Raw genomic sequence first — 21065 nt, forward strand, 5'->3', positions numbered from 1 at the left:
CCCCACTGCAGAGGGCGCACCCTCACCATACAAGGATGACGACGGGGACGTCCGGAGCGAAGGCTCCGGACCGCAATCGTGGGCGCGCGCCGTCACGCCGACAGCGACGATGGGCGACCGACGAAGCTCAATCGACGGCCGACCGACGAAGCTCAATCGACGGCCGACCTACGAAGCTCCAACGACAGACGACCCACGAAGCTCAACCAACGAGCAACCGACGAAGACCGAAGACAGCCAAAAAACAGCTACTTCGATCCCCCCGCCGCCCACCCTTTAGACAACTCCACTGCCTGCCTCCACCTCCCCATCCGCGCCGCACGAACCGACTCCGGCCATCCCGGCTCGAACGTCCGTTCCGCCTGCCACTTCGACGCAAACTCATCCAACCCGGACCAGAACCCTACCGCCAGTCCCGCCAATCCCGCGGCTCCCAGCGCCGTCGACTCCGGCACTCTTGGGCGCACGACCGGTACGCCCAGCAGATCGGCCTGTATCTGCATTAGCAGGTCGTTGCGGGCGGCGCCGCCGTCCACGCGCAGTTCGGTCAGTGCAATGCCGCTGTCGCCGTTCATGCAGGTCAGCAGTTCCGCGCTTTGCAGCGCGATCGATTCCAGCGTCGCACGGGCGATGTGGGCGCGGGTGGTGCCGCGGGTCAGGCCAACCAGCATGCCGCGGGCGTAGGGGTCCCAATGCGGCGCGCCCAGGCCGGCGAAAGCCGGCACCATGAAGACGTCGTCCGTGTCCGACACGCTGGCGGCCAGGGATTCGACTTCTTCCGAGCGCTGGATGATTCCCAGGCCGTCGCGCAGCCATTGCACCGCCGCGCCGGCCACGAACACGCCGCCTTCCAGCATGTACGTGGGGGTCCAGCTGTCCTGGCCGGACTGGGGCAGGCCCCAGCCCACCGTCGACAGCAGATGGTTCTTCGACTGCACGGGTTTTTCGCCCACGTTCATCAGCATGAAGCAGCCGGTGCCGTAGGTGTTTTTCGCCATGCCCGGCTTGAAGCAGGCCTGCCCGAAAGTGGCGGCTTGCTGGTCGCCGGCCACGCCCGCGATCGGGATGGAGCCGCCCAGCCATTCGGGCAGCGCATTGCCCACGACCGCGCTGCTGGGCGCGATCTGCGGCAGCACGGCGCGCGGGATCTTCAAGAGCGCCAGGATTTCGTCGTTCCAGTCCTGCGTGTGCAGGTCGAACAGCATCGTGCGCGACGCATTGCTGGGGTCCGTGCTGTGTACGGCGCCGCCCGTCAGTTGCCAGATCAGCCAGGTGTCCACCGTGCCGAACGCCAGTTCGCCGCGTTCGGCCATCTGGCGTGCGCCCGGCACGTGGTCCAGCAGCCAGGCCAGCTTGGTGCCCGAAAAGTACGCGTCCAGCACCAGGCCGGTCCGCGATTGCAGGAAGTCGGCGTGACCGTCGCTGCGCAGCTGATCACACATCGGCGCGGTGCGGCGGTCTTGCCAGACGATCGCGCGGGCAAGCGGGCGGCCCGTGGCGCGTTCCCAGATCAGCGTGGTTTCGCGCTGGTTGGTAATGCCGATGGCGGCCACGTCGGCCGCGGTCGCGGCCGCGTTGCGCAGCGCTTCGCGCGCCACGTCCAGCTGGGTGTGCCAGATTTCGCTGGCGTCGTGCTCGACCCAGCCCGGACGCGGGTAGTGCTGGCGGAATTCACGCTGGCCGACGCCGCGCACCACGCCGTCGCGGTCGAATACGATGGCTCGGGAGCTGGTCGTGCCCTGGTCCAGGGCTAGGACAAATTCATTCGTCGTCACTTTGTTTGGCGCCGTTCAGGTGTGCCCCGGCTTGCGGCTCGAGGCGTCTAAAGGAGAAGGTCGAGGCCATGCACATCAGGCCGATGACGATGAAGCCGGCGACGACATCGCTGACTGCAAGTGTCTCGGCGCCGCGCAGGGCCATGCTGACGTTCAGCGTGACTGCGGCCACCCCCACGCCCAGGCTGATGCCCAGCTGCTGGGCCATCGCCGCGAAGCTGCTGGCGCGGCTCATCTTGGCCGGGGGGATATCGGCATAGGTTAGCGTATTTACCCCGGTGAACTGCAAGGACCGGAAGAAGCCGCCGACCAGCAGGATGGCGATCATCAGCCAGACCGGCGTGGCCGGGGTGAAGGTGGCGCAGACCATGATGAAGACGCCGGTCAAGAGCGCGTTCACGGTCAGCACGCGGCGAAAGCCGAAGTGCCGGACGATGGGTGTCGCCACGAACTTCATCAGCAGCGCGCCGGCGGCGCTGGCGAACGTGATCAGGCCGGCCGAAAATGGCGACAGGCCGAAACCCACCTGCAGCAGCATGGCCAGCAGAAAGGGCGTCGCGCCCACGGCGAAGCGGCACAGGTTGCCGCCCAGCGTGGAAATGGCGAACGTGGGGATGCGCATCAGCGACAGGTCGATGATGGGGTGTTCGACGCGCCGGGCGTGCCAGGCGTACAGGAAGCCGCAGGCCGCGCCCACGGCGATCATGCCCAGCAGCATGGGCAGCGGCATGACGTCGCGGCCGATGGCTTCAAAGCCGCTGACCAGCGTGGCCAGGCAGACGGCGCTAAGCAGGAAACCCAGCCAGTCCAGGCGCGGCGCGGTCTCTTCCTTGATCTCGGCCACGTAGCGCAGCACCAGCGCGATGCCCAGGACCCCGATCGGGATGTTAATCAGGAAAATCCAGTGCCACGACATGTAGGTGACCATGAAGCCGCCCAGCGGCGGCCCGATCACCGGGCCCAGCAGCGCCGGGATGGACAGGAACGACATGGCTTTCAGCAGATCCTGCTTAGGCACGGTGCGCAGCAGGATGATCCGGCCCACCGGCACCATCATCGCCCCGGCCATCCCCTGGATGATCCGGGCCGCGACCAGCTGGGGCAGGTCCTGCGAGACCGCGCAGGCGACCGAACTGAGGGTGAACAGGCCGATGGCGGCCACGAACACCCGGCGGGCGCCGTAACGGTCGGCCGCCCAGCCGCTTACCGGCACGAAGACGGCCACGGACAGCAGGTAGGACGTAATGGCCACATTCAGCCGGACGGGCGTGGATCCCAGGGCCCGGGCCATGGCCGGCAGCGCGGTAGCCACGACGGTGGCGTCCAGCATCTGCATGAACAGCGCACAGCCCACAATGAAGGGGATCATGCGCGCCGCGCGCAGCGCGTCCGGGTTCGAGGGCGGAGCGGGGTTGGCTGCTGCTGCGGATTCTGCTGACATGGCGGGAGGGGGCGTTGGGAGCCTGACGATTGTAACGCTGGGGGTTCGCCCGGCGTGAAGTAAACTCCCGGGATCCGAAACCCACTGAAATTGGTGTCATGGCGACCAACTACGAATCCGAGATCACCCTTTTCCTGAAAGACTTCAAGCAGTCGCACCCTGGCACCGAAGAACGCCAGCGCGAAGGCCGCGCCCGTCTTTGGGACAAACCGCAGGACTCGGAGCTGCTGGAAGGCTTCCGCGCGGCCCGCGTGCCGCAGCGCCCGTACGTCTATTCGGCAGACTGATCCCATTGCGGCAGACATGTCCCAAAACCCTTCAGTCCCGGGCGAGGCACTGGCCAAGCTAGTGGCGCCTCCCGTGGACAGCACGCCCGATACCGTCGATAGCGTCGCCTTCGCGCGCCTGTACGGCGAGCCGCTGTTCCAGATGCCGACGGATCTGTACATTCCGCCGGACGCGCTGGAAGTGTTCCTCGAAGCGTTTGAAGGGCCGCTGGACCTGCTGCTGTACCTGATCCGCAAGCAGAACTTCAATGTGCTGGACATCCCGATGGCGGATGTCACGCGGCAGTACCTGTCGTATGTGGACCAGATCCGCATCACCAACCTGGAGCTGGCTGCCGAGTACCTGCTGATGGCGGCCATGCTGATCGAGATCAAGTCGCGCATGTTGCTGCCGGTCAGGAAGACCGACACCGGCGAAGAGCCCGAAGATCCGCGCGCCGAACTGGTCCGCCGCCTGCTCGAATACGAACAGATGAAGCTGGCCGCCCAGAAGCTGGACAAGCTGCCGCAACTGGGCCGCGACTTCGTCAGCAGCCAGGCCGTGGCTGACCTCAGCGTCGAACGCATGATGCCCGAAGTCAGCGTGGACGACCTGCGCCAGGCCTGGGCCGACATCATGAAGCGGGCCAAGCTGAACCAGCATCACCACATCACGCGCGAACAGCTGTCCGTGCGCGATCACATGACGCATATCCTGCGGCGCTTGAATGACGTGCGCTTCATGGAATTCGGCGACCTGTTCATGGAACGCGTCCGCGAAGGCGCGCCCGCGGCGGTTGTCGTCGTGCATTTCATCGCCATGCTGGAGCTGGCCCGCGAATCCCTGCTGGAGATCACGCAGGCGGAGCCCTATGCACCCATTTACGTGCGCCTGGCCTACACCAGCGTGGCGGCGGTCGCGGCCTGATCCTGACCGGGCTGCCCCCAACCCCGGAGAGTCCCCTTGAAAGTCGTACACACCATCCAGGAATTGCGCGATCACCTGCGCGGCCAGAATCGCGTGTCGTTCGTGCCCACCATGGGCAATCTGCACGAAGGCCACCTGTCCCTGATGAAGCTGGCGCGCCAGCACGGCGACCCCGTGGTGGCCAGCATCTTCGTGAACCGCCTGCAATTCGGCCCCAATGAAGATTTCGACCAGTATCCGCGCACGCTGGCGGCCGACATCGAAAAGCTGGAACAGGCGCGCGACGTCTATGTGCTGTTCGCGCCGAATGAGCGCGAGATGTACCCCGAGCCGCAGAACTACCGCGTGCAACCCCCGGACGATCTGGGCGACATCCTGGAAGGCGAGTTCCGCCCGGGCTTCTTCGAGGGCGTCAGCACGGTGGTGCTGAAGCTGTTCTCTTGCGTGCAGCCGCGCGTGGCCGTGTTCGGCAAGAAGGACTATCAGCAGCTGATGGTGGTGCGCAACATGTGCCGCCAGTTCCAGCTGCCGGTGGAAGTGCTGGCGCACGAGACGGTGCGCGCCGACGACGGCCTGGCGCTGTCCTCGCGCAACCGCTATCTGACCGAAGGCGAACGCGCCGAGGCGCCGGCGCTGTATGCCGAACTGCAGCACATCGGCCAGCGGCTGGCGCAAGGCGAGCGCGATGCGCTGGCCCTGGAACGCGAGGCCGCCGACCGCCTGACGCAGCGCGGATGGAAGGTGGACTACGTGGCCCTGCGCCGCCAGCAAGACCTGAAGCGCCCCGACGCCGCCGACCTGCAGGCCGGCGTGCCCGTCGTGGTGCTGGCCGCCGCCAAGCTGGGCGCGACCCGCCTGATCGACAACCTGGAACTGGCCTACACGGCCTGATCCTGGCGGGCAGGACGGGCGCGCGGACACCGCGCCGCCCCGACCCCTGTCAGATTTGCCAGCTTCCGCCGCCTTGGGCGGCCGGGCAGACTCGATGTAATCCTACATTGCAAAAAGAGTCGCCCATGCAAGCTCCCCGTCCCGATCTTGAAGCGGTGCTTTCCGCATTGACGCCCCGCGAACGGCAGATCGTCGGCTATGTGGCGGCCGGCCGCCCCAACAAGGTCATTGCCATCGATCTGGGCATTTCGCTACGCACGGCCGAGGCCCATCGCGCCCGCATTTTCGCCAAGCTCGATGCCCGCAATGCCATGCAGCTGGCCTGCCAGCTATGCGCCCATGGCCGCTCGGGCGCTTCGCCCCTGCTTCACGGCGCGGCCCGCTACGATGAACCGCCCGACCGTGGCGACCCCGCCCGGGCGCCGCGCCATGTGCTGCACGCCCCGGCGCCGCCGTCCTACGGGCTGGGTCCGCCGGACGGTAAACCGTCCGACCCTTGATGGGTGCCGTCGCTGCGTGCCTGCGGGACGCGGGCCGACGAGGGGCTTCCCGTTGCTGCCTTCCCAATGCTGCCTTCCCAATGCGGCTCCACCCCTGACGCCTCGCCAATGGCAAACCGGGCCTGGCGAACGGGGTGTTCGCCAGGCCCGGCGGGGTATTTCATTGGGCAGAGGGTTCAGGGCTTGCCTTGGGGCTGGCCGTGAACCCTCGAGGCCATCACGGGCACTGGGGCGCTTGGGCCTTGGCCAGCTCGTCAATCGGATCCAGGTCCGGCTGGCGGGTCAGGTTGTAGTTCAGGTTGGGCGTCTGGCCGGCGACGGAACGCACGCGCAGCACGTTGTTGGCGGCCACCACGAATTCCGCCCGGGCATTGCCCTTGCCATCCATCAGGATGACGCGCGGCGGGCGTTCGTCGGTGGCGTCCCAGCAGCCTTGCTCCGTCACGGCCGGGCCCTTTTGGGGGTCGTTTTCAAGATAAGCGGTGCGGCCGCGCCAGCGGCCGTTGGGCGCCAGGGTCAGCGTGACGCGCTGCGCCGTGCATTGCATGGCGGGCGAGAAACACGGCAGCGTGCCCATGTAGGTTTGCGGTTGCGGCACCAGGCTGTGCGCAGCGGCGTTCGGGGCCGCGGGAGCAGGTGCGGGGGCCGAGGCTGCAGCCGCATTGTCGGCGCCTTCCGGCACGGCTTGGCCGTCTTCGGTGGTCTGGCCGGCCGGCGTGGCTTGCGAGGCCTGGTTCTGCGGCTTGCGGGCGTCGGGTTTCAGGGCGATCTGCACCTGCGACGGCGCGCGGATGACGCTGCGGTAACCCGCGCCCGAACCCTGGTATTGGGCGTCGGTCACGGTGCTTTCAACCGGGGGATCGTAATAGCCTTCGGTTTTCTGCTGGGCGCACCCAGCAGCACCCAGTGCCGTACCGGCCAGCAGCAGCCCCATGACGCTAAGTTTGCGGGATCGGGAAACGATGTCGACGCGGGCGGTCATGGCAGCTTATCCGTGAATTGAGTCTGTCTCCGATTTTACGCACTTATGCGAAGATTCGATACGTTCCCTTAGCCACTCTTGGGTGTTGTCAGCACTTTATGCACAAATTACGACACGGCCGCAGTTGGGCTGTCCGATTTTCCGCCATCTGTGCTGCGATGAACCCCGGCCATCGCGCCCATCGGATGGGCGCATGAGCAGCGTTCGTCACGTCTTCGACATCCCATTGGGCGCCTTCATCGGACTGGCTGCGCTGGTGGGCTTGTTCATCGGCAACTGGTTGACCCTGCTGACCTATCGGCTGCCGCGCATGATGGAACGCGAATGGCAGGCGCAGTGCCTGGATGCGGTGGGCAAGGCGCGGCCGGCCAGCCCCGACGGCCTGTTGCGTCCGGCCTCGCAATGCCCCGCGTGCCATGCGCCGGTGACTGGCTGGCGCCGGCTGCCCGTGCTGGGCTGGCTGTTGCTGCGCGGCCGCTGCGCCGCATGCGATGCTCCGATCAGTTGGCGCTACCCCGCAATCGAACTCCTGACCTGTGCGCTGTTTGCCGCCTGCGCGTGGCGCTACGGCGCGACGCCCGTCGCGTTGTTTGCGATGGGTTTGTCGGCGATGCTGGTGGCGCTGGCCTGGATCGACTTCGAGTCCACCCTGCTGCCCGACGCGCTGACGCAGCCGCTCGTGTGGGCCGGGCTGCTGGTGAATCTGTTTGACGCGTTCACGACCTTGCCGCTGGCGGTGGTGGGGGCGGTGGCCGGCTACGTTTTCCTGTGGGTTATCTTCCATGTGTTCCGCCTGCTGACCGGGCGCGAGGGCATGGGGTATGGCGACTTCAAGCTGCTGGCCGCATTGGGTGCGTGGTTCGGCATCGAATCGCTGCCCATGGTGCTGCTGGCGGCCTCGCTGGTGGGGGTGTTGATCGGCGGCTTGCTGACGCTATCGGGCCGCGCCGGCCGCGGGCAGCCGCTGCCCTTCGGCCCCTATCTGGCCCTGGCCGGCATCGTCATGCTGCTGCTGGGCGGCGAGCAGGGTTTATGGCAGTTCATGCGCTAGGCAAGAAAGGATGGGCATCATGTTCAAGATCGGTCTGACGGGCGGCATCGGTTCGGGCAAGTCCCGTGTGGCGGACATGCTGGGCGAATGGGGCGCGACGTTGGTCGACACCGACCAGATCGCGCACGCGCTGACGGCGGCCGACGGTGCGGCCATGCCGGCCATCGAACGCGAATTCGGGCCGCAGGCGCTGACGCCCGAAGGCGCGTTGAACCGCCAATGGATGCGCGAACGCGCGTTCTCGGATCCGCAAGCGCGGCAGCGCCTGGAAGGCGTGCTGCACCCCGCCATTACCGAAGAGACCGAACGCCAGGCAGCGGCCGCGACCGGGCTGTACCTGGTCTTTGTGGTGCCCCTTCTGGTGGAGTCCCTGGCGCGTTGGCGCACGCGCGTGGATCGTATCTGCGTGGTGGACTGCGACCCGGAAACGCAGGTGGCGCGCGTGCAGTCGCGCAGCGGGCTGACGGAGCCCGCCATCAGGCGTATTATGGCGGCACAGGCTGCGCGGGCAAGCCGGTTGGAGGTTGCGGACGACGTCATCGTGAACGACGGCGCGACATCGCCGGAGCAATTGCGCGCGCAGGCGAAGACCCTGCATGACCGCTGGCTGACGCTGGCGACCACAACGGGCCGGTAAGCGACAAGCTTGGCCGGCACCCCTGAATCCCTCGGCCACTTGGCCGACCACTGATGGGCCTGTCAAATAGCGTGATTGTTTACGAATATCCCTTCAATGAGCGCATCCGCGCTTATCTGCGATTGGAATACCTGTTCGACAGGTTGTTCTTCTTTGCTCGCGAGGGGGACTCACGCCAGCATCAGGTTGCCGTTACCTCTCTTTTCGATCTGCTCGACGCGTGCGAACGCACCGACGTGAAAGGCGCCGTGCTGCAAGACCTGGAGCGTCAGCGCATGGCGCTGGTAGGCTTGCGCGACCACCCCGGCGTGGCGCAAGACGCGCTGGAAGCCATGCTGCGCGAACTGGAAAAAGTGGCCAGCGCGCTGGCCGCGCCCGGCAAGACCGGGCAGTCGCTGCGCGAAAACGAATGGTTGACCAGCCTGCGCGGCCGGCTGTCCGTGCCGGGCAGCGCCACGCAAGTGGACATGCCTTCCTATTTCGCCTGGCAGAACAAGACCGAAGCCGCCCGTTGTGCGGACTTGCAGGCCTGGGTGTCGCCCTTCCTGCCTTTGTACGATGGCCTGACGCTGGCCCTGCGCCTGTTGCGCGAGTCCGGCCGCAAGACCGATATCGTGGCCGAGCAGGGCGCCTACCAGCAGATGCTGGGCGGCAAGCAATTCCAGCTGCTGCGCGTCTGGGTGGACCCGACCCAGGGCGCATTTCCCGAGATCAGTGCCAATAAGTACATGATCTGGATACGTTTTTCCACGCAAGACGGCGAATTCAAGCCCCAGCAGGTGGCGCGCGACGTGGCGTTCCAGATGACGCTCTGCAGCTCGTAACCCCCCCGTGGTTCGTAGGATGGGTGGAGCGCGAGAGAACCCAACGTAGAAAACGATTGCAGAGCGCGCGCAACCCATCAAGCAACGGTTGCGTTGTGGCCGAACCAGCCCAGTACCCTGCGCCGCTTGATGGGTTGCGCGCGCTGGGTGTCCTTGTTCTTGCGGCGGCCGTCTCGCGCTTCACCCATCCTACGTCCGGACAGGCGTTCTTGAGACCGATTCTTGTTGCGGCCAGTTTCAACTGTGGCGCACCATGGTAGAAAAGGCGACCGACTAGTAGACAATACGGCTTTCTCCGTCAGTGCCGGAACCGTTTCCATGTCCGATAGTCGTCCTGTTTCCCCGCCTTCCCGCTGGACCCGCCGCCGCATCATTGGATTGGTGGTCTTGTTGCTTGCCGTGGCCGTCATTGCCTGGCTTGCGCTGCGGCCGTCGGCCAAACAGGGCGCGGCCGGCGGGCCTGGCGGCCGGGCGGGCGGGGGACGGCCCCCGATGGCCGCCATGGCGAACCTGGCCGTGCCGGTGCGCATCGCCACCGCCGCCACGCAGGATATCGATATCTACCTGAAGTCCCTGGGTACCGTCACGGCCTACAACACGGTCACTGTGCGCAGCCGCGTCAGTGGCGAGCTGGTGGACGTGGCCTTCCAGGAAGGTCAGCGCGTGAAGGCGGGCGACCTGCTGGCCCAGGTGGACCCCCGGGCCTTCCAGGTGGCCCTGGACCAGGCGCGCGGCACCCAGATGCAGAATCTGGCCCAGCTGGAGAACGCGCGGCGCGACTTGCAGCGCTATCAGGCCCTGTTCAAGCAGGATTCCATTGCCAAGCAGCAGGTGGACACCCAGGCGGCGCTGGTGCGCCAGTACGAGGGCACCGTCAAGAGCGACCAGGCCAATGTGGACAACGCCAAGCTGCAACTGGATTACGCCCGCATCACCGCGCCCATCAGCGGCCGGCTGGGGCTGCGCCAGGTCGACCGCGGCAACCTGGTGTCCAGCTCCGACACCAACGGGCTGGTCGTGATTACCCAGACCCAGCCGATTTCCGTGGTGTTCACGTTGCCCGAGACCCAGTTGCCCGAAGTGCGGGGCGAAATCGCGGCCGGCAAGACGCTGACGGTCGATGCCTATGACCGCGCCGACACCCGCCGCATCGCCACCGGCGTGCTGGAGACCCTGGATAACCAGATCGACGTCACTACCGGCACGCTGAAGCTGAAGGCCAAATTCGACAACGCGGATGACGCGCTCTTTCCCAACCAGTTCGTCAACGTGCGCCTGCACGTGCTGACGCGCAAGGACGTGACCGCCATCCCAACCGCCGCGATCCAGCAGGGGTCGGCCGGCGCCTTCGTGTTCCTGGTGCAGCCGGACAACACGGTGCTGGTGCGCCAGGTGAAGCTGGGCGCCATCAATAACGGCATGGTGGCTGTGAATGAAGGCCTGCAGCCGGGCGACCGCGTCGTCACGGAAGGCACCGACCGCCTGCGTGCGGGCGCCAAGGTGGAAGTGGTGGGCGGGGCGGAAGTGATACCCGCCACCCGCGACAAGACGCTCGGGGCAGGGGCGCCTGCCGGCACCACGCCCGCGTCCAAGTAAGCCGAGACCATCGTGAGCCCGTCGCGCCTGTTCATCCTCCGCCCCGTCGCCACCACGCTGGCGATGGTGGCAATCCTGATCGCCGGTTTCATCGCCTACCGGATGCTGCCCGTGTCGGCGCTGCCCGAGGTGGACTACCCGACGATCCAGGTGGTGACGTTGTACCCCGGGGCCAGTCCGGACGTCATGACCTCGCTGGTCACGTCTCCCCTGGAACGGCAGTTCGGGCAGATGCCGGGCTTGAACCAGATGTCGTCCACCAGTTCGGGCGGCGCCTCGGTCATCACGATGCAGTTCAACCTGACGCTGCCGCTGGACGTGGCCGAGCAGCAGGTGCAGGCGGCGATCAACGCCGCGTCGAACCTGCTGCCCAGCGACTTGCCGGTGCCGCCGACCTACAACAAGGTGAACCCGGCGGACGCGGCCGTGCTGACGCTGGCCATCACATCGCCCACCATGCCCTTGCCGCAGGTGCGAGATCTGGTGGATACGCGGGTGGCGCAGAAGTTGTCGCAGATTCCCGGCGTGGGCCTGGTCAGCGTGGCGGGCGGCCAGCGGCCGGCGGTGCGGGTGCAGGTCAATCCGCAGGCGCTGGCGGCCAACGGTCTGGCGCTGTCTGACCTGCGCACCGCGATCGTGGGGGCCAACGTCAACCAGCCCAAGGGCAACCTGGACGGGCCGTTGCGGTCCACCACGATCAACGCCAATGACCAGCTGAAGTCGCCCACCGACTACAACGACCTGATCATCGCCTACAAGAACAACGCGCCGCTGCGGCTGTCGGACGTGGCGCGCGCGGTTGAAGGCGCCGAAGACACGCGCCAGGCCGCCTGGGCCGGCGACAAGCCCGCCATCCTGCTGAACATCCAGCGCCAGCCGGGCGCCAACGTGATCGACGTGGTCAACCGGATCCAGACGCTGCTGCCGCAACTGCGCGCGGCCTTGCCCGCCACGCTGGACGTGAGCGTGGTGTCGGATCGCACGCAGACCATCCGAGACTCGGTGGAAGACGTGAAGTTCGAAATGCTGCTGGCCGTGGGGCTGGTGGTGATGGTGACCTTTGTCTTCCTGCGCAGCCTGACGGCCACGCTGATCCCCAGCGTCGTGGTGCCGCTGTCCCTGGTGGGCACCTTCGGCATCATGTACCTGGCGGGTTTCTCGATCAACAACCTGACCTTGATGGCGCTGACGATCGCCACCGGCTTCGTGGTGGACGATGCCATCGTCATGATCGAGAACATCGCCCGCCATATCGAAGACGGCGAAACGCCCTTGCAGGCTGCCTTGAAGGGCGCCTCGCAGATCGGTTTCACGCTGATCTCGCTGACCTTTTCGCTGATCGCTGTACTGATCCCGCTGCTGTTCATGACGGAAGTGGTGGGGCGGCTGTTCCGGGAATTTGCGATCACGCTGGCGGTGTCGATCCTGATCTCGCTGGTGGTGTCGCTGACCCTGACGCCGATGATGTGCGCGCGCCTGTTGCGCGCCGAATCGGAGCAGAAGCACGGCCGTTTCCACACGGCCACGGGCAACTTCATTGACCGCGTCATCGCCGGTTACGACCGCACGCTGCAGGTGGTGCTGCGCCATCAGCCGCTGACGCTGCTGGTGGCGCTGGGCACGTTCGCGCTGACGGTGGTGCTGTACATGGTGGTGCCCAAGGGCTTCTTCCCGCAGCAGGACACCGGCCTGATCCAGGCCATCACCCAGGCGCCGCAATCCATTTCGTTCCCGGCGATGGCCGAACGCCAGCAGGCCGCGGCGCGGCTGGTGCTGGAAGATCCCGACGTGCAGGCGGTGTCGTCCTTCATCGGCGTGGACGGCAGCAACGCCACGCTAAGCGCCGGGCGCATGCAGATTGCGCTCAAGCCCCAGGCCGAACGCAACGGCGACCTGCGCACCGTGATGGCGCGCCTGCAGGAATCCCTGGGCAAGCAGGATGGCCTGACTGTATACATGCAGCCCGTGCAGGATCTGACGATCGAAGACCGCGTCAGCCGCACGCAATACCAGATGACGCTGTCCAACCCCGACCTGAAGGTGCTGAGCGAATGGACGCCCAAGCTGGTGGACCGCTTGCGCCAGGTGCCGGGGTTGAAGGACGTGACCGACGACTTGCAGGACGACGGCCTGCAGACCTGGGTCGAGATCGACCGCGATGCGGCGTCGCGGCTGGGCATCACGGCCGCGGTGATTGACGAGGCGCTGTACGACGCCTTTGGCCAGCGGCTGATCTCCACCATCTTCACCCAGTCCAACCAGTATCGCGTGGTGCTGGAGGTGCAGCCGCAGTTCCAGATGAACCCGGCCGCGCTGGGCCAGATTCACGTGCCGACCTCGACCGGCGCGCAGGTGCCGTTGTCGTCGGTGGCGCACATCTCCGAAGGCCGGACCGTGCTGGCCGTGAACCGGCTGGACCAGTTCCCGATGGTGACGGTGTCGTTCAACCTGGCGCCGGGGGCGTCGCTGTCCAACGCGGTCGAAGCCATCATCGCCGCCGAAGCCGAAATCGGCTTGCCGGCCGGTGTGGAGACGCGGTTCCAGGGCGCGGCGCTGGCGTTCCAGAATTCGCTGACCAGCACGCTGTGGCTGATCCTGGCCGCGGTGGTCACCATGTACATCGTGCTGGGCATCCTGTACGAAAGCTACATCCACCCCATCACGATCCTGTCCACCTTGCCGTCCGCCGGCGTGGGGGCCTTGCTGGCGTTGTTGATCAGCGGCACCGAGCTGGACATGATCGGCATCATCGGGATCATCCTGCTGATCGGCATCGTGAAGAAGAACGCCATCATGATGATCGACTTCGCGCTGGATGCCGAGCGCAAGCGGGGGCTGACGCCGCGCGCGGCCATCCACGAGGCTGCGCTGCTGCGTTTCCGCCCCATCCTGATGACCACGCTGGCCGCCCTGTTCGGCGCCTTGCCCCTGATGCTGTCGACCGGCACGGGCGCTGAACTGCGCCAGCCGCTGGGCCTGGTGATGGTGGGCGGCCTCTTGTTGAGCCAGGTGCTCACGCTGTTCACCACGCCGGTCATCTACCTGATGTTCGACCGCATGTCGCGCCGCTGGCGCGGCGTGCGCGAACCGGCGGCCGGGGACGCGTCATGATCCTGTCGGCGCCCTTCATCGTCCGGCCCGTGGCGACCACGCTGCTGAGCCTGGCGGTCGTGCTGGCAGGCCTGTTGTCGTTCTTCCTGTTGCCGGTGGCGCCCTTGCCGCAGGTGGACATTCCGACCATCTCGGTGTCGGCCAGCCTGCCGGGCGCCAGCCCCGAGACGATGGCTTCCAGCGTGGCCACGCCGCTTGAGCGCTCGCTGGGCAGCATCGCCGGCGTGACCGAGATGACCTCCAGCAGCTCGCAGGGGTCCACCCGCGTCACCCTGCAGTTCGATCTGTCGCGCGACATCAACGGCGCGGCGCGCGATGTGCAGGCCGCCATCAACGCGGCGCGCTCGCTGTTGCCCACCAGCCTGCGCAGCAACCCCACGTACCACAAGTCCAACCCGTCGGACGCGCCCATCATGACGCTGGCGCTGACCTCCGACACGCTCAGCCAGGGCCAGCTGTACGACATCGCCTCGACCATCGTGGCGCAGAAGCTGGCGCAGGTGGACGGCGTGGGCGAAGTCACCGTAGGCGGCAGTTCCTTGCCGGCGGTGCGCGTCACCGTGCTGCCGGGTGCGCTGGCCAACCGCGGCGTGTCGCTGGACCAGCTGCGCGCCACGCTGGCCAACGCCAACGCCAACCGCCCCAAGGGCGTGCTGGAGAACGACCGCTACCACTGGCAGATCATGGTCAGCGACCAGCTGAGCCGCGCCGAACAATACCGGCCGCTGATCGTGGCGTGGAACGACGGCGCGCCGGTGCGCGTGTCGGACGTGGCCAGAGTCGAGGACTCGGTCGAAGACCTGTATCAGACCGGGTTCTTCAACGAACGCAAAGCGATCCTGATGATCGTGCGCCGGCAGGCCGACGCCAACATCATCGAGGCCGTGGATGCCGTGCGCGCGCAACTGCCCGTGCTGCAGGCGCTGATGCCGGCCGACGTGAACATGACGGTGGCGCAGGACCGCACGCCCAGCATCCGGGCGTCGCTGCACGAAGCCGAGCTGACGCTGATCATCGCGGTGGGCCTGGTGGTGCTGGTGGTGCTGCTGTTCCTCAGGCGCTGGCGGGCGGCCATCATTCCCAGCGTGGCCGTGCCGGTGTCGCTGATCGGCACGTTCTGCATCATGTACCTGTGCGGCTTCACGCTGAATACGATTTCGCTGATGGCGCTGATCGTGGCCACCGGCTTCGTGGTGGACGACGCCATCGTGGTGCTCGAGAACATCATGCGGCACGTGGAGAACGGCATGTCGCCGATGCGGGCGGCGTTGCGCGGTTCGCGCGAAGTCGGCTTCACGGTGCTGTCGATGAGCCTGTCGCTGGTGGCGGTGTTCATCCCCATCCTGCTGATGGGCGGCGTGGTCGGACGGCTGTTCCGCGAATTCGCCGTGACCTTGTCGGCCGCGATCATGGTGTCGCTGATCGTGTCGCTGACGCTTACGCCGATGATGTGCGCGCGCCTGCTGCGCCATGAACCGAAAGAGCAGAAACCGCCGGGGCGGCTGGCGCGCTGGTCCGAACGCGGCTTCGAGTCCATGCTGGACGGCTACCGGCGCAGCCTGCGCTGGGCGCTGGCGCATGGCCGGCTGATGATGCTGATCCTGGCGATTGCCGTGGGCCTGAACATCTATCTGTACACCGCGGTGCCCAAGGGCTTTTTCCCGCAGCAGGATACGGGGCAGCTGCTGGGCTTTTTCCGCGTGGACCAGGGCACCTCGTTCCAGGCGACGCTGCCCAAGCTAGAGGCGCTGCGCAAGGTGGTGCTGGCGGACCCGGCGGTGCAGAGCATGACGGGTTATGCCGGCGGGCGCGGGGGCAGCAACAGCAGCTTCATGCAGATCCAGCTGAAGCCGCTGGGCGAACGCGATGTATCGGCCGATGTGGTCATCAACCGGTTGCGCGGCAAGTTGCAGAACATGCCGGGCGCGCGCATGTTCCTGGTGTCGCAGCAGGACATCCGGATCGGCGGGCGCCAAAGCCAGGGTTCCTATGACTACACACTGATGTCGGGCGACCTGCAATTGCTGCGCACGTGGATGCCCAAGGTGCAGCAGGCGATGGCGAAGATCCCCGAGATCACGGACGTAGACACCGACGTCGAGGACAAGGGCCGCCAGATCAACCTGGTGATCGACCGCGAGGCCGCCACGCGGCTGGGCGTCAGCATGTCCACCATTTCGACGGTGCTGAACAATTCGTTCAGCCAGCGCCAGGTATCGGTGATGTACGGGCCGCTGAACCAGTACCACGTGGTGCTGGGCCTGGAGCCCAAATTCGCCGAAGACATCGAATCGCTCAAGCAGGTCGAAGTGATCACCTCGACCGGCGCGCGCGTGCCGCTGCTGGCTTTCGCGCGGCTGGAGAACGCCAACGCGCCGCTCAGCGTGCAGCATCAAGGGCTGTTCGTGGCGGACACCGTGTCCTTCAGCCTGGCGCCCGGCGTGTCGCTGGGGCAGGCCACCGCCGCCATCGACGCGGCAGTGGCCCGTATCGGCTTGCCCTCGGACCAGATTCAGGCGGGCTTCCAGGGCACGGCGGCCGCCTTGCAGCAGACGCTGGCGCAGCAGCCCTGGCTGATCCTGGCGGCGCTGGTCACGATGTATATCGTGCTGGGCATTCTGTATGAAAGCTTCGTGCATCCGCTGACCATCCTGTCGACGCTGCCGTCGGCCGGCCTGGGCGCGCTGCTGGCCTTGCTGCTGCTGCGCTACGACTTCACACTGATCGCGCTGATCGGGGTGTTCCTCTTGATCGGTATCGTGAAGAAGAACGCCATCATGATGGTGGACTTCGCCCTGGACGCCGAGCGCAACCAGGGCATGGCGCCGCGCGACGCGATTTTCCAGGCCTGCCTGACGCGGTTTCGCCCGATCATGATGACGACGATGGCCGCCATCTTCGGCGCGCTGCCGCTGGTGCTGGCGACCGGCGCCGGCGTCGAGATGCGCCAGCCGCTAGGCATTACCATCGTGGGCGGCCTGGTGCTCAGCCAGATCCTCACGCTGTACACCACGCCCGTGGTCTATCTCTACCTGGACCGCTTCCGTCTGTGGGCCGCGCGCGGGCGCGGTCCCCGGAAGGGCGCTCCTGCTTCCATAGAACAGACATGATCCGTATCAAGCCGCTTTCGAACGCCTTCCTTCCTCGCAGCGCGGTCACGCTGGCGCTGTGCGCGCTGCTTGGCGCATGCGCGGTCGGTCCCGACTACCAGCGCCCTGAATTGGACGTGGGCGCCTCCTACAAGGAGGGCCAGGGCCAGGATCAGGTCGAGGGCTGGAAGCCTGCCGAGCCGCGCGACGACGCGGACCGCGGGCAGTGGTGGCGGGTCTATGGCGACGCTACGCTCAACGGCCTGGTCGATCGCCTGAACACGTCGAACCAGACGATCGCGCAGGCCGAGGCCAACTACCGCCAGGCGCTGGGCCTGGTGCGCGCCGCGCGTGCCGGCTTCTACCCGACGGTTGGCGCAAGCGCGGGCATGTCGCGCTCGGGCAGCGGCAACGGCCAGAACGGCTCGTCGTCTTCGTCGTCGGGCAGCAATGTGTCGAACCAGTATTCGGTGACCGGCAGCGTCAGCTGGGAACTGGACGTGTGGGGCCGTGTGCGCCGCAGCACCGAATCGTCTGAAGCCAGCGCAGCAGCCAGCCTGGCCGACCTGGCCGCGACGCGGCTGAGCGCGCAGGCGGCGCTGGTGCAGACCTATCTGCAACTGCGCGTGCTGGACGAGCAGAAGCGCCTGCTGGACGCCACGGTGGCGGCGTACGAAAAATCGCTGCAGCTGACGCAAAACCGCTATGAGGTGGGCGTGGCCGGGCAGGCTGATGTGGCCGTGGCGCGCACGCAGGTGGAAAGCACGCGCGCCCAATCGATCGACCTGGATTGGCAACGCGGGCAGTACGAGCACGCCATCGCGGTGCTGATGGGCCAGGCGCCGTCCAAGTTCGGATTGGCGCCGGCCGTGTTCACGCTGCAGTTGCCCGAGATCCCGGTGGGCCTGCCGTCCGAGCTGCTGGAGCGTCGTCCCGACATCGCTGCGGCCGAGCGCCGCGCGGCGGCCGCCAATGCGCAGATCGGCGTGGCGCAAGCCGCGTGGTTCCCGTCGCTGACTTTGTCCGCCGACGGGGGCTTTCGCAATGGCCAGTTCGCCGACCTGCTGACGGCGCCTGCGCGCTTCTGGTCGCTGGGGCCAGCGTTGGCGTTGACGATCTTCGACGGCGGCGCGCGCGCGGCGCAAGTCGAACAGGCCCGTGCGGCGTACGACTCGCAAGCGGCGGCCTACCGCCAGGCCGCGCTGGTGGGCCTGCGCGAAGTCGAGGACTACCTGATCCAGTTGCGCGTGATGGAGAACGAGCAGGTCGTCCAGCGGCGCGCGCTGGAGTCCGCGCGCGAATCATTGCGCTTGATCCAGAACCAGTACAAGGCCGGTCTGGTGGACTACCTGAGCGTGGCGGTCGTGGACGCCACGGCGCTCAATAGCGAGCGCAACGCGTTGAGCCTGCTGGGCACGCGCCTGGTCGCCAGCGTGAACCTGATCGTCGCACTGGGCGGCGGTTGGGACGGCTCCTAGGGATAACGCTTAAATCCCCTACGCTTTCGTTGACAAGTTTTCGGCGCCGGTTCTTAATGCGACGAAAGTGACCATGTGGTCACGTTCGTCGCGCAGTACCGACACCGAATTCCGTTTGATCAATCGAACACGCGTCAGCGAAGGGGAAAGAGGATGGGCTGGTCAACTCATTGGCGGACGGCCGCCAGGGCAGGGCGCTGGACAAGCGTGGCGGCGGCCGCCACGCTGGCGTTGAGCGCGGCGGCGTCCGCGCAGGAATGGCCGGCGCGGCCGATCACCCTGATCGTGCCGTTTCCGCCCGGCGGCACCACCGACATCTTCGCGCGCACCATCGCCCAACACATGCGGCCGGCGCTGGGCGAGTCCATCGTGGTCGAGAACAAGCCGGGCGCGGCGGGCAACCTGGGCGTGGCCGCTGCCGCGCGCGCCCAGCCCGACGGCTACACCATCGTGCTGGGCTCCGTCGGCACGCAGACCGTCAATCAGTTCCTGTACGGCAACATCGGATTCAATCCCGCCACCGACCTGGTGCCGCTGGGCATGATCGCTTCCACGCCCAACGTCATGGCGGTGGCGGCCGGATCGCCCTGGCGCAATCTGGACGATGTGATGAAGGCGGTGAAGAAGGATCCCGGCAAGTACTCCTACGCGTCGCCGGGCATCGGTTCGTCCGTGCACCTGACGGGCGCCTATTTCGAATCGCTGGCCGGGCTGCAGATGCTGCACGTGCCGTTCAAGGGGTCGTCGGCCGCGATACCCGCCGTGATCGGCGGACAGGTCGACATCCTGATGGACAACCTGCCCAGTTCCATGGCGGCGTTAAAGCCGGGCGGCCGCTTGCGCGGCATCGCGGTGACGTCGGCCGAACGCAGCCCTGCCGCGCCCGACCTGCCCACGATGGCCGAGGCCGGCCTGCCCGGTTTCGAGGTCACCGCCTGGTCCGGCCTGTATGCGCCGCGCGGCACGCCCGTGCCGGTCGTCGACAAGCTGATCGCGGCGATGAAGCAGGCCTTGAAATCGCCCGAGCTGCAGCAGTCGCTGGCGCAAGGCGGCGCCACGCCGGGCAATCTGTTCGGCGCCGACCTGGCCGCGTTTGAAGTGAAGGAACGCGACAAGTGGGGCACGCTGATCCGCAGCCGCGGCATCAAGGCGGACTGAGCGCGGCGCGGACGCCTGCCTCGCGCGTTACGCCAGGGCGAAGGCGGCCGCGTCCACGGCCGGGTTGCGGCCCTGCATCAGGTCCGTCAGCATCCGCGCGCTGCCGGCGGCCAGCGTGAAGCCCAGGCCGCCGTGGCCGGTGTTCAACCACAGGTTGCGGTAGGGTGTGGCGCCGATCAGCGGCTTGCCGTCGGGCCGTGCGGGGCGCAGGCCGGCCCAGGGCTCGGGCGGGCCTGCCGGGTTCAGGTCCGGGAAGAACTGCGCCACGTCGCGCTCCAGGCTGCGCACGCGCCGCGGATCCACGCCGCCGCCGCCCGTGCCGATATCGACCATGCCCGCCACCCGCAGCCGCCGGCCCAGCCTTGCATACACCACCTTGCGCCGGATATCGCTGATGCTGGCGTTGGGGGCGACGCTGTCCGGCGTCAGCGCATACGTCAGGCTGTACCCCTTGAGCGGATAGATCCGCAGGTTCAGCCCCAGCTGCCGCGCCAGCGGCTGCGCGCCCATGCCGCTTGCCAGCACGTAGTGGTCGGCATCCAGATCGCCCGCGGCGGTAGAGGCGCCCACGACGCGCCCGCGTTCCGATCGCAACACGGTCACCCGGGTATTGAAATGAAAGCGCACGGGGTCCGCGGCGGCGCGCAGGATGCGTTCAAGCTCCGTGCATAGGCGCTGGCAGTCGCCCGCGTCTTCGGTCGGGGTGTAGAGCGCGCCCTGGATGCTGGTCCCGATGCCGGCCAGCGCGGGTTCCATCTCCACGCAGGCGCGCGTGTCCATCACGCGCTGCTCGCTGCCCAGATCCGCCAGGTAGTCGCGCTGCGCCAGCGCTTGCGCGTAGGCGCCGGCATCCTGATAGACCAGCAGTTTGCCGGACGACGAAAAATCGAAATCGGGATTCTCCTGGCGCACGAGCTCATGCACGCACAAGCGGCTGTACATGCCCAGTGACAGCAGTTCGCGCGTGGTGGAGCGGCTTTTGGCGCGCGTGCAGGCGCGCAGGAAGGCGAGGCTCCAGCGCCACTGGTCCGGATCCAGGCGCGGCCGGAAGCGCAGCGGCGCGTCCTGGGCCAGCAGCCACGAGGGCAGTTTGGGCAAGACGGCGGGGTCGGCCAGCGGAGCGACGAAGCTGTAGCTCAGTTGCGCGCCGTTGGCCATGCTGGTTGCCTGCCCGGGGCCCGAGCCCGCGTCGACGACCGTGACCCGATGGCCTGCGCGGTGCAGGAAATAGGCGGTGGTCATGCCGACCACCCCCGCGCCGATGACAACAATGTGCATGATGCTCCAGGGAGGCGCCGCGCGCGGGCGCGGCGTTCAAGGGTTGGCGCCCGGCCAGGC

At 67.1% G+C, this 21065-nt stretch carries 16 protein-coding genes; 12 read left to right on the forward strand and 4 right to left on the reverse strand.

The annotated features are described in order from the left end of the window. Positions 1-248: 248 nt before the first annotated feature. Both glpK and CEY09_RS29845 read right to left on the reverse strand, forming a co-directional pair. On the reverse strand, positions 249-1775 hold the full coding sequence (gene glpK / locus CEY09_RS29840; RefSeq protein ID WP_088591379.1) for a glycerol kinase GlpK: 1527 nt from the start codon (positions 1773-1775) through the stop codon (positions 249-251). Further along, the gene (locus CEY09_RS29845) at positions 1762-3216 is read right to left on the reverse strand and encodes a DHA2 family efflux MFS transporter permease subunit (RefSeq protein ID WP_088591380.1); all 1455 of its coding nucleotides are present in this window, start codon (positions 3214-3216) and stop codon (positions 1762-1764) included. The genes glpK and CEY09_RS29845 overlap by 14 nt, the downstream gene beginning before the upstream one ends. A 98-nt stretch (positions 3217-3314) precedes the next feature. Here CEY09_RS29845 and CEY09_RS29850 point away from each other — a divergent pair, with 98 nt between their 5' ends. From CEY09_RS29850 to CEY09_RS32740, 4 genes are all read left to right on the forward strand, one after another. Continuing rightward, complete coding sequence (locus CEY09_RS29850; RefSeq protein ID WP_006228003.1) at positions 3315-3503, forward strand: DUF3460 family protein; 189 nt, start codon at positions 3315-3317, stop codon at positions 3501-3503. A 16-nt stretch (positions 3504-3519) separates the two neighbouring features. After that, positions 3520-4410: a segregation and condensation protein A gene (locus CEY09_RS29855; protein ID WP_006228004.1), complete on the forward strand. Its 891-nt coding sequence runs from the start codon at positions 3520-3522 to the stop codon at positions 4408-4410. A 36-nt stretch (positions 4411-4446) separates the two neighbouring features. Further along, on the forward strand, positions 4447-5301 hold the full coding sequence (gene panC, locus CEY09_RS29860; protein WP_088591381.1) for a pantoate--beta-alanine ligase: 855 nt from the start codon (positions 4447-4449) through the stop codon (positions 5299-5301). Between the two features lie 125 nt (positions 5302-5426). Then, positions 5427-5801, forward strand: a complete 375-nt coding sequence (locus CEY09_RS32740) for a response regulator transcription factor (protein WP_088591382.1) — start codon at positions 5427-5429, stop codon at positions 5799-5801. A 217-nt stretch (positions 5802-6018) separates the two neighbouring features. On the opposite strand, the gene CEY09_RS29870 is transcribed toward CEY09_RS32740, so the two are convergent. Then, positions 6019-6783: a copper resistance protein NlpE N-terminal domain-containing protein gene (locus tag CEY09_RS29870; protein WP_088591383.1), complete on the reverse strand. Its 765-nt coding sequence runs from the start codon at positions 6781-6783 to the stop codon at positions 6019-6021. A gap of 193 nt (positions 6784-6976) precedes the next feature. On the opposite strand from CEY09_RS29870, the gene CEY09_RS29875 reads away from it, so the two are divergent. The 8 genes from CEY09_RS29875 (at position 6977) to CEY09_RS29910 (ending at position 19727) form a co-directional block, all read left to right on the forward strand. Next, positions 6977-7834, forward strand: coding sequence for a prepilin peptidase (locus tag CEY09_RS29875; protein WP_088591384.1), 858 nt, complete (start codon positions 6977-6979; stop codon positions 7832-7834). A 10-nt stretch (positions 7835-7844) separates the two neighbouring features. Continuing rightward, on the forward strand, positions 7845-8471 hold the full coding sequence (gene coaE, locus CEY09_RS29880; RefSeq protein ID WP_088591385.1) for a dephospho-CoA kinase: 627 nt from the start codon (positions 7845-7847) through the stop codon (positions 8469-8471). A gap of 71 nt (positions 8472-8542) precedes the next feature. Then, complete coding sequence (zapD, locus tag CEY09_RS29885) at positions 8543-9295, forward strand: cell division protein ZapD (protein ID WP_035214312.1); 753 nt, start codon at positions 8543-8545, stop codon at positions 9293-9295. Between the two features lie 318 nt (positions 9296-9613). Further along, a complete protein-coding gene (locus CEY09_RS29890; RefSeq protein WP_035214302.1) occupies positions 9614-10891 on the forward strand; it encodes an MdtA/MuxA family multidrug efflux RND transporter periplasmic adaptor subunit in 1278 nt (425 codons plus the stop codon). Positions 10892-10903: 12 nt separating this feature from the next. Beyond that, positions 10904-14002: an MdtB/MuxB family multidrug efflux RND transporter permease subunit gene (locus tag CEY09_RS29895; protein ID WP_088591386.1), complete on the forward strand. Its 3099-nt coding sequence runs from the start codon at positions 10904-10906 to the stop codon at positions 14000-14002. Further along, positions 13999-17112, forward strand: a complete 3114-nt coding sequence (locus CEY09_RS29900; RefSeq protein WP_088591387.1) for a multidrug efflux RND transporter permease subunit — start codon at positions 13999-14001, stop codon at positions 17110-17112. Before CEY09_RS29895 ends, CEY09_RS29900 begins: the two co-directional genes overlap by 4 nt. After that, positions 17109-18569, forward strand: coding sequence for an efflux transporter outer membrane subunit (locus CEY09_RS29905; protein WP_088591388.1), 1461 nt, complete (start codon positions 17109-17111; stop codon positions 18567-18569). The genes CEY09_RS29900 and CEY09_RS29905 overlap by 4 nt, the downstream gene beginning before the upstream one ends. A gap of 153 nt (positions 18570-18722) precedes the next feature. Next, positions 18723-19727, forward strand: a complete 1005-nt coding sequence (locus CEY09_RS29910) for a Bug family tripartite tricarboxylate transporter substrate binding protein (protein WP_167390189.1) — start codon at positions 18723-18725, stop codon at positions 19725-19727. A gap of 27 nt (positions 19728-19754) precedes the next feature. Here the strand turns inward: CEY09_RS29910 and CEY09_RS29915 are convergent, their stop codons facing one another. Then, positions 19755-21005: a D-amino acid dehydrogenase gene (locus CEY09_RS29915; RefSeq protein WP_088591390.1), complete on the reverse strand. Its 1251-nt coding sequence runs from the start codon at positions 21003-21005 to the stop codon at positions 19755-19757. Between the last annotated feature and the right edge of the window lie 60 nt (positions 21006-21065).

The sequence above is a fragment of the Achromobacter marplatensis genome, from assembly GCF_002209535.1.
In the GTDB taxonomy this organism is placed as follows: Bacteria; Pseudomonadota; Gammaproteobacteria; order Burkholderiales; family Burkholderiaceae_B; genus Achromobacter; species Achromobacter marplatensis.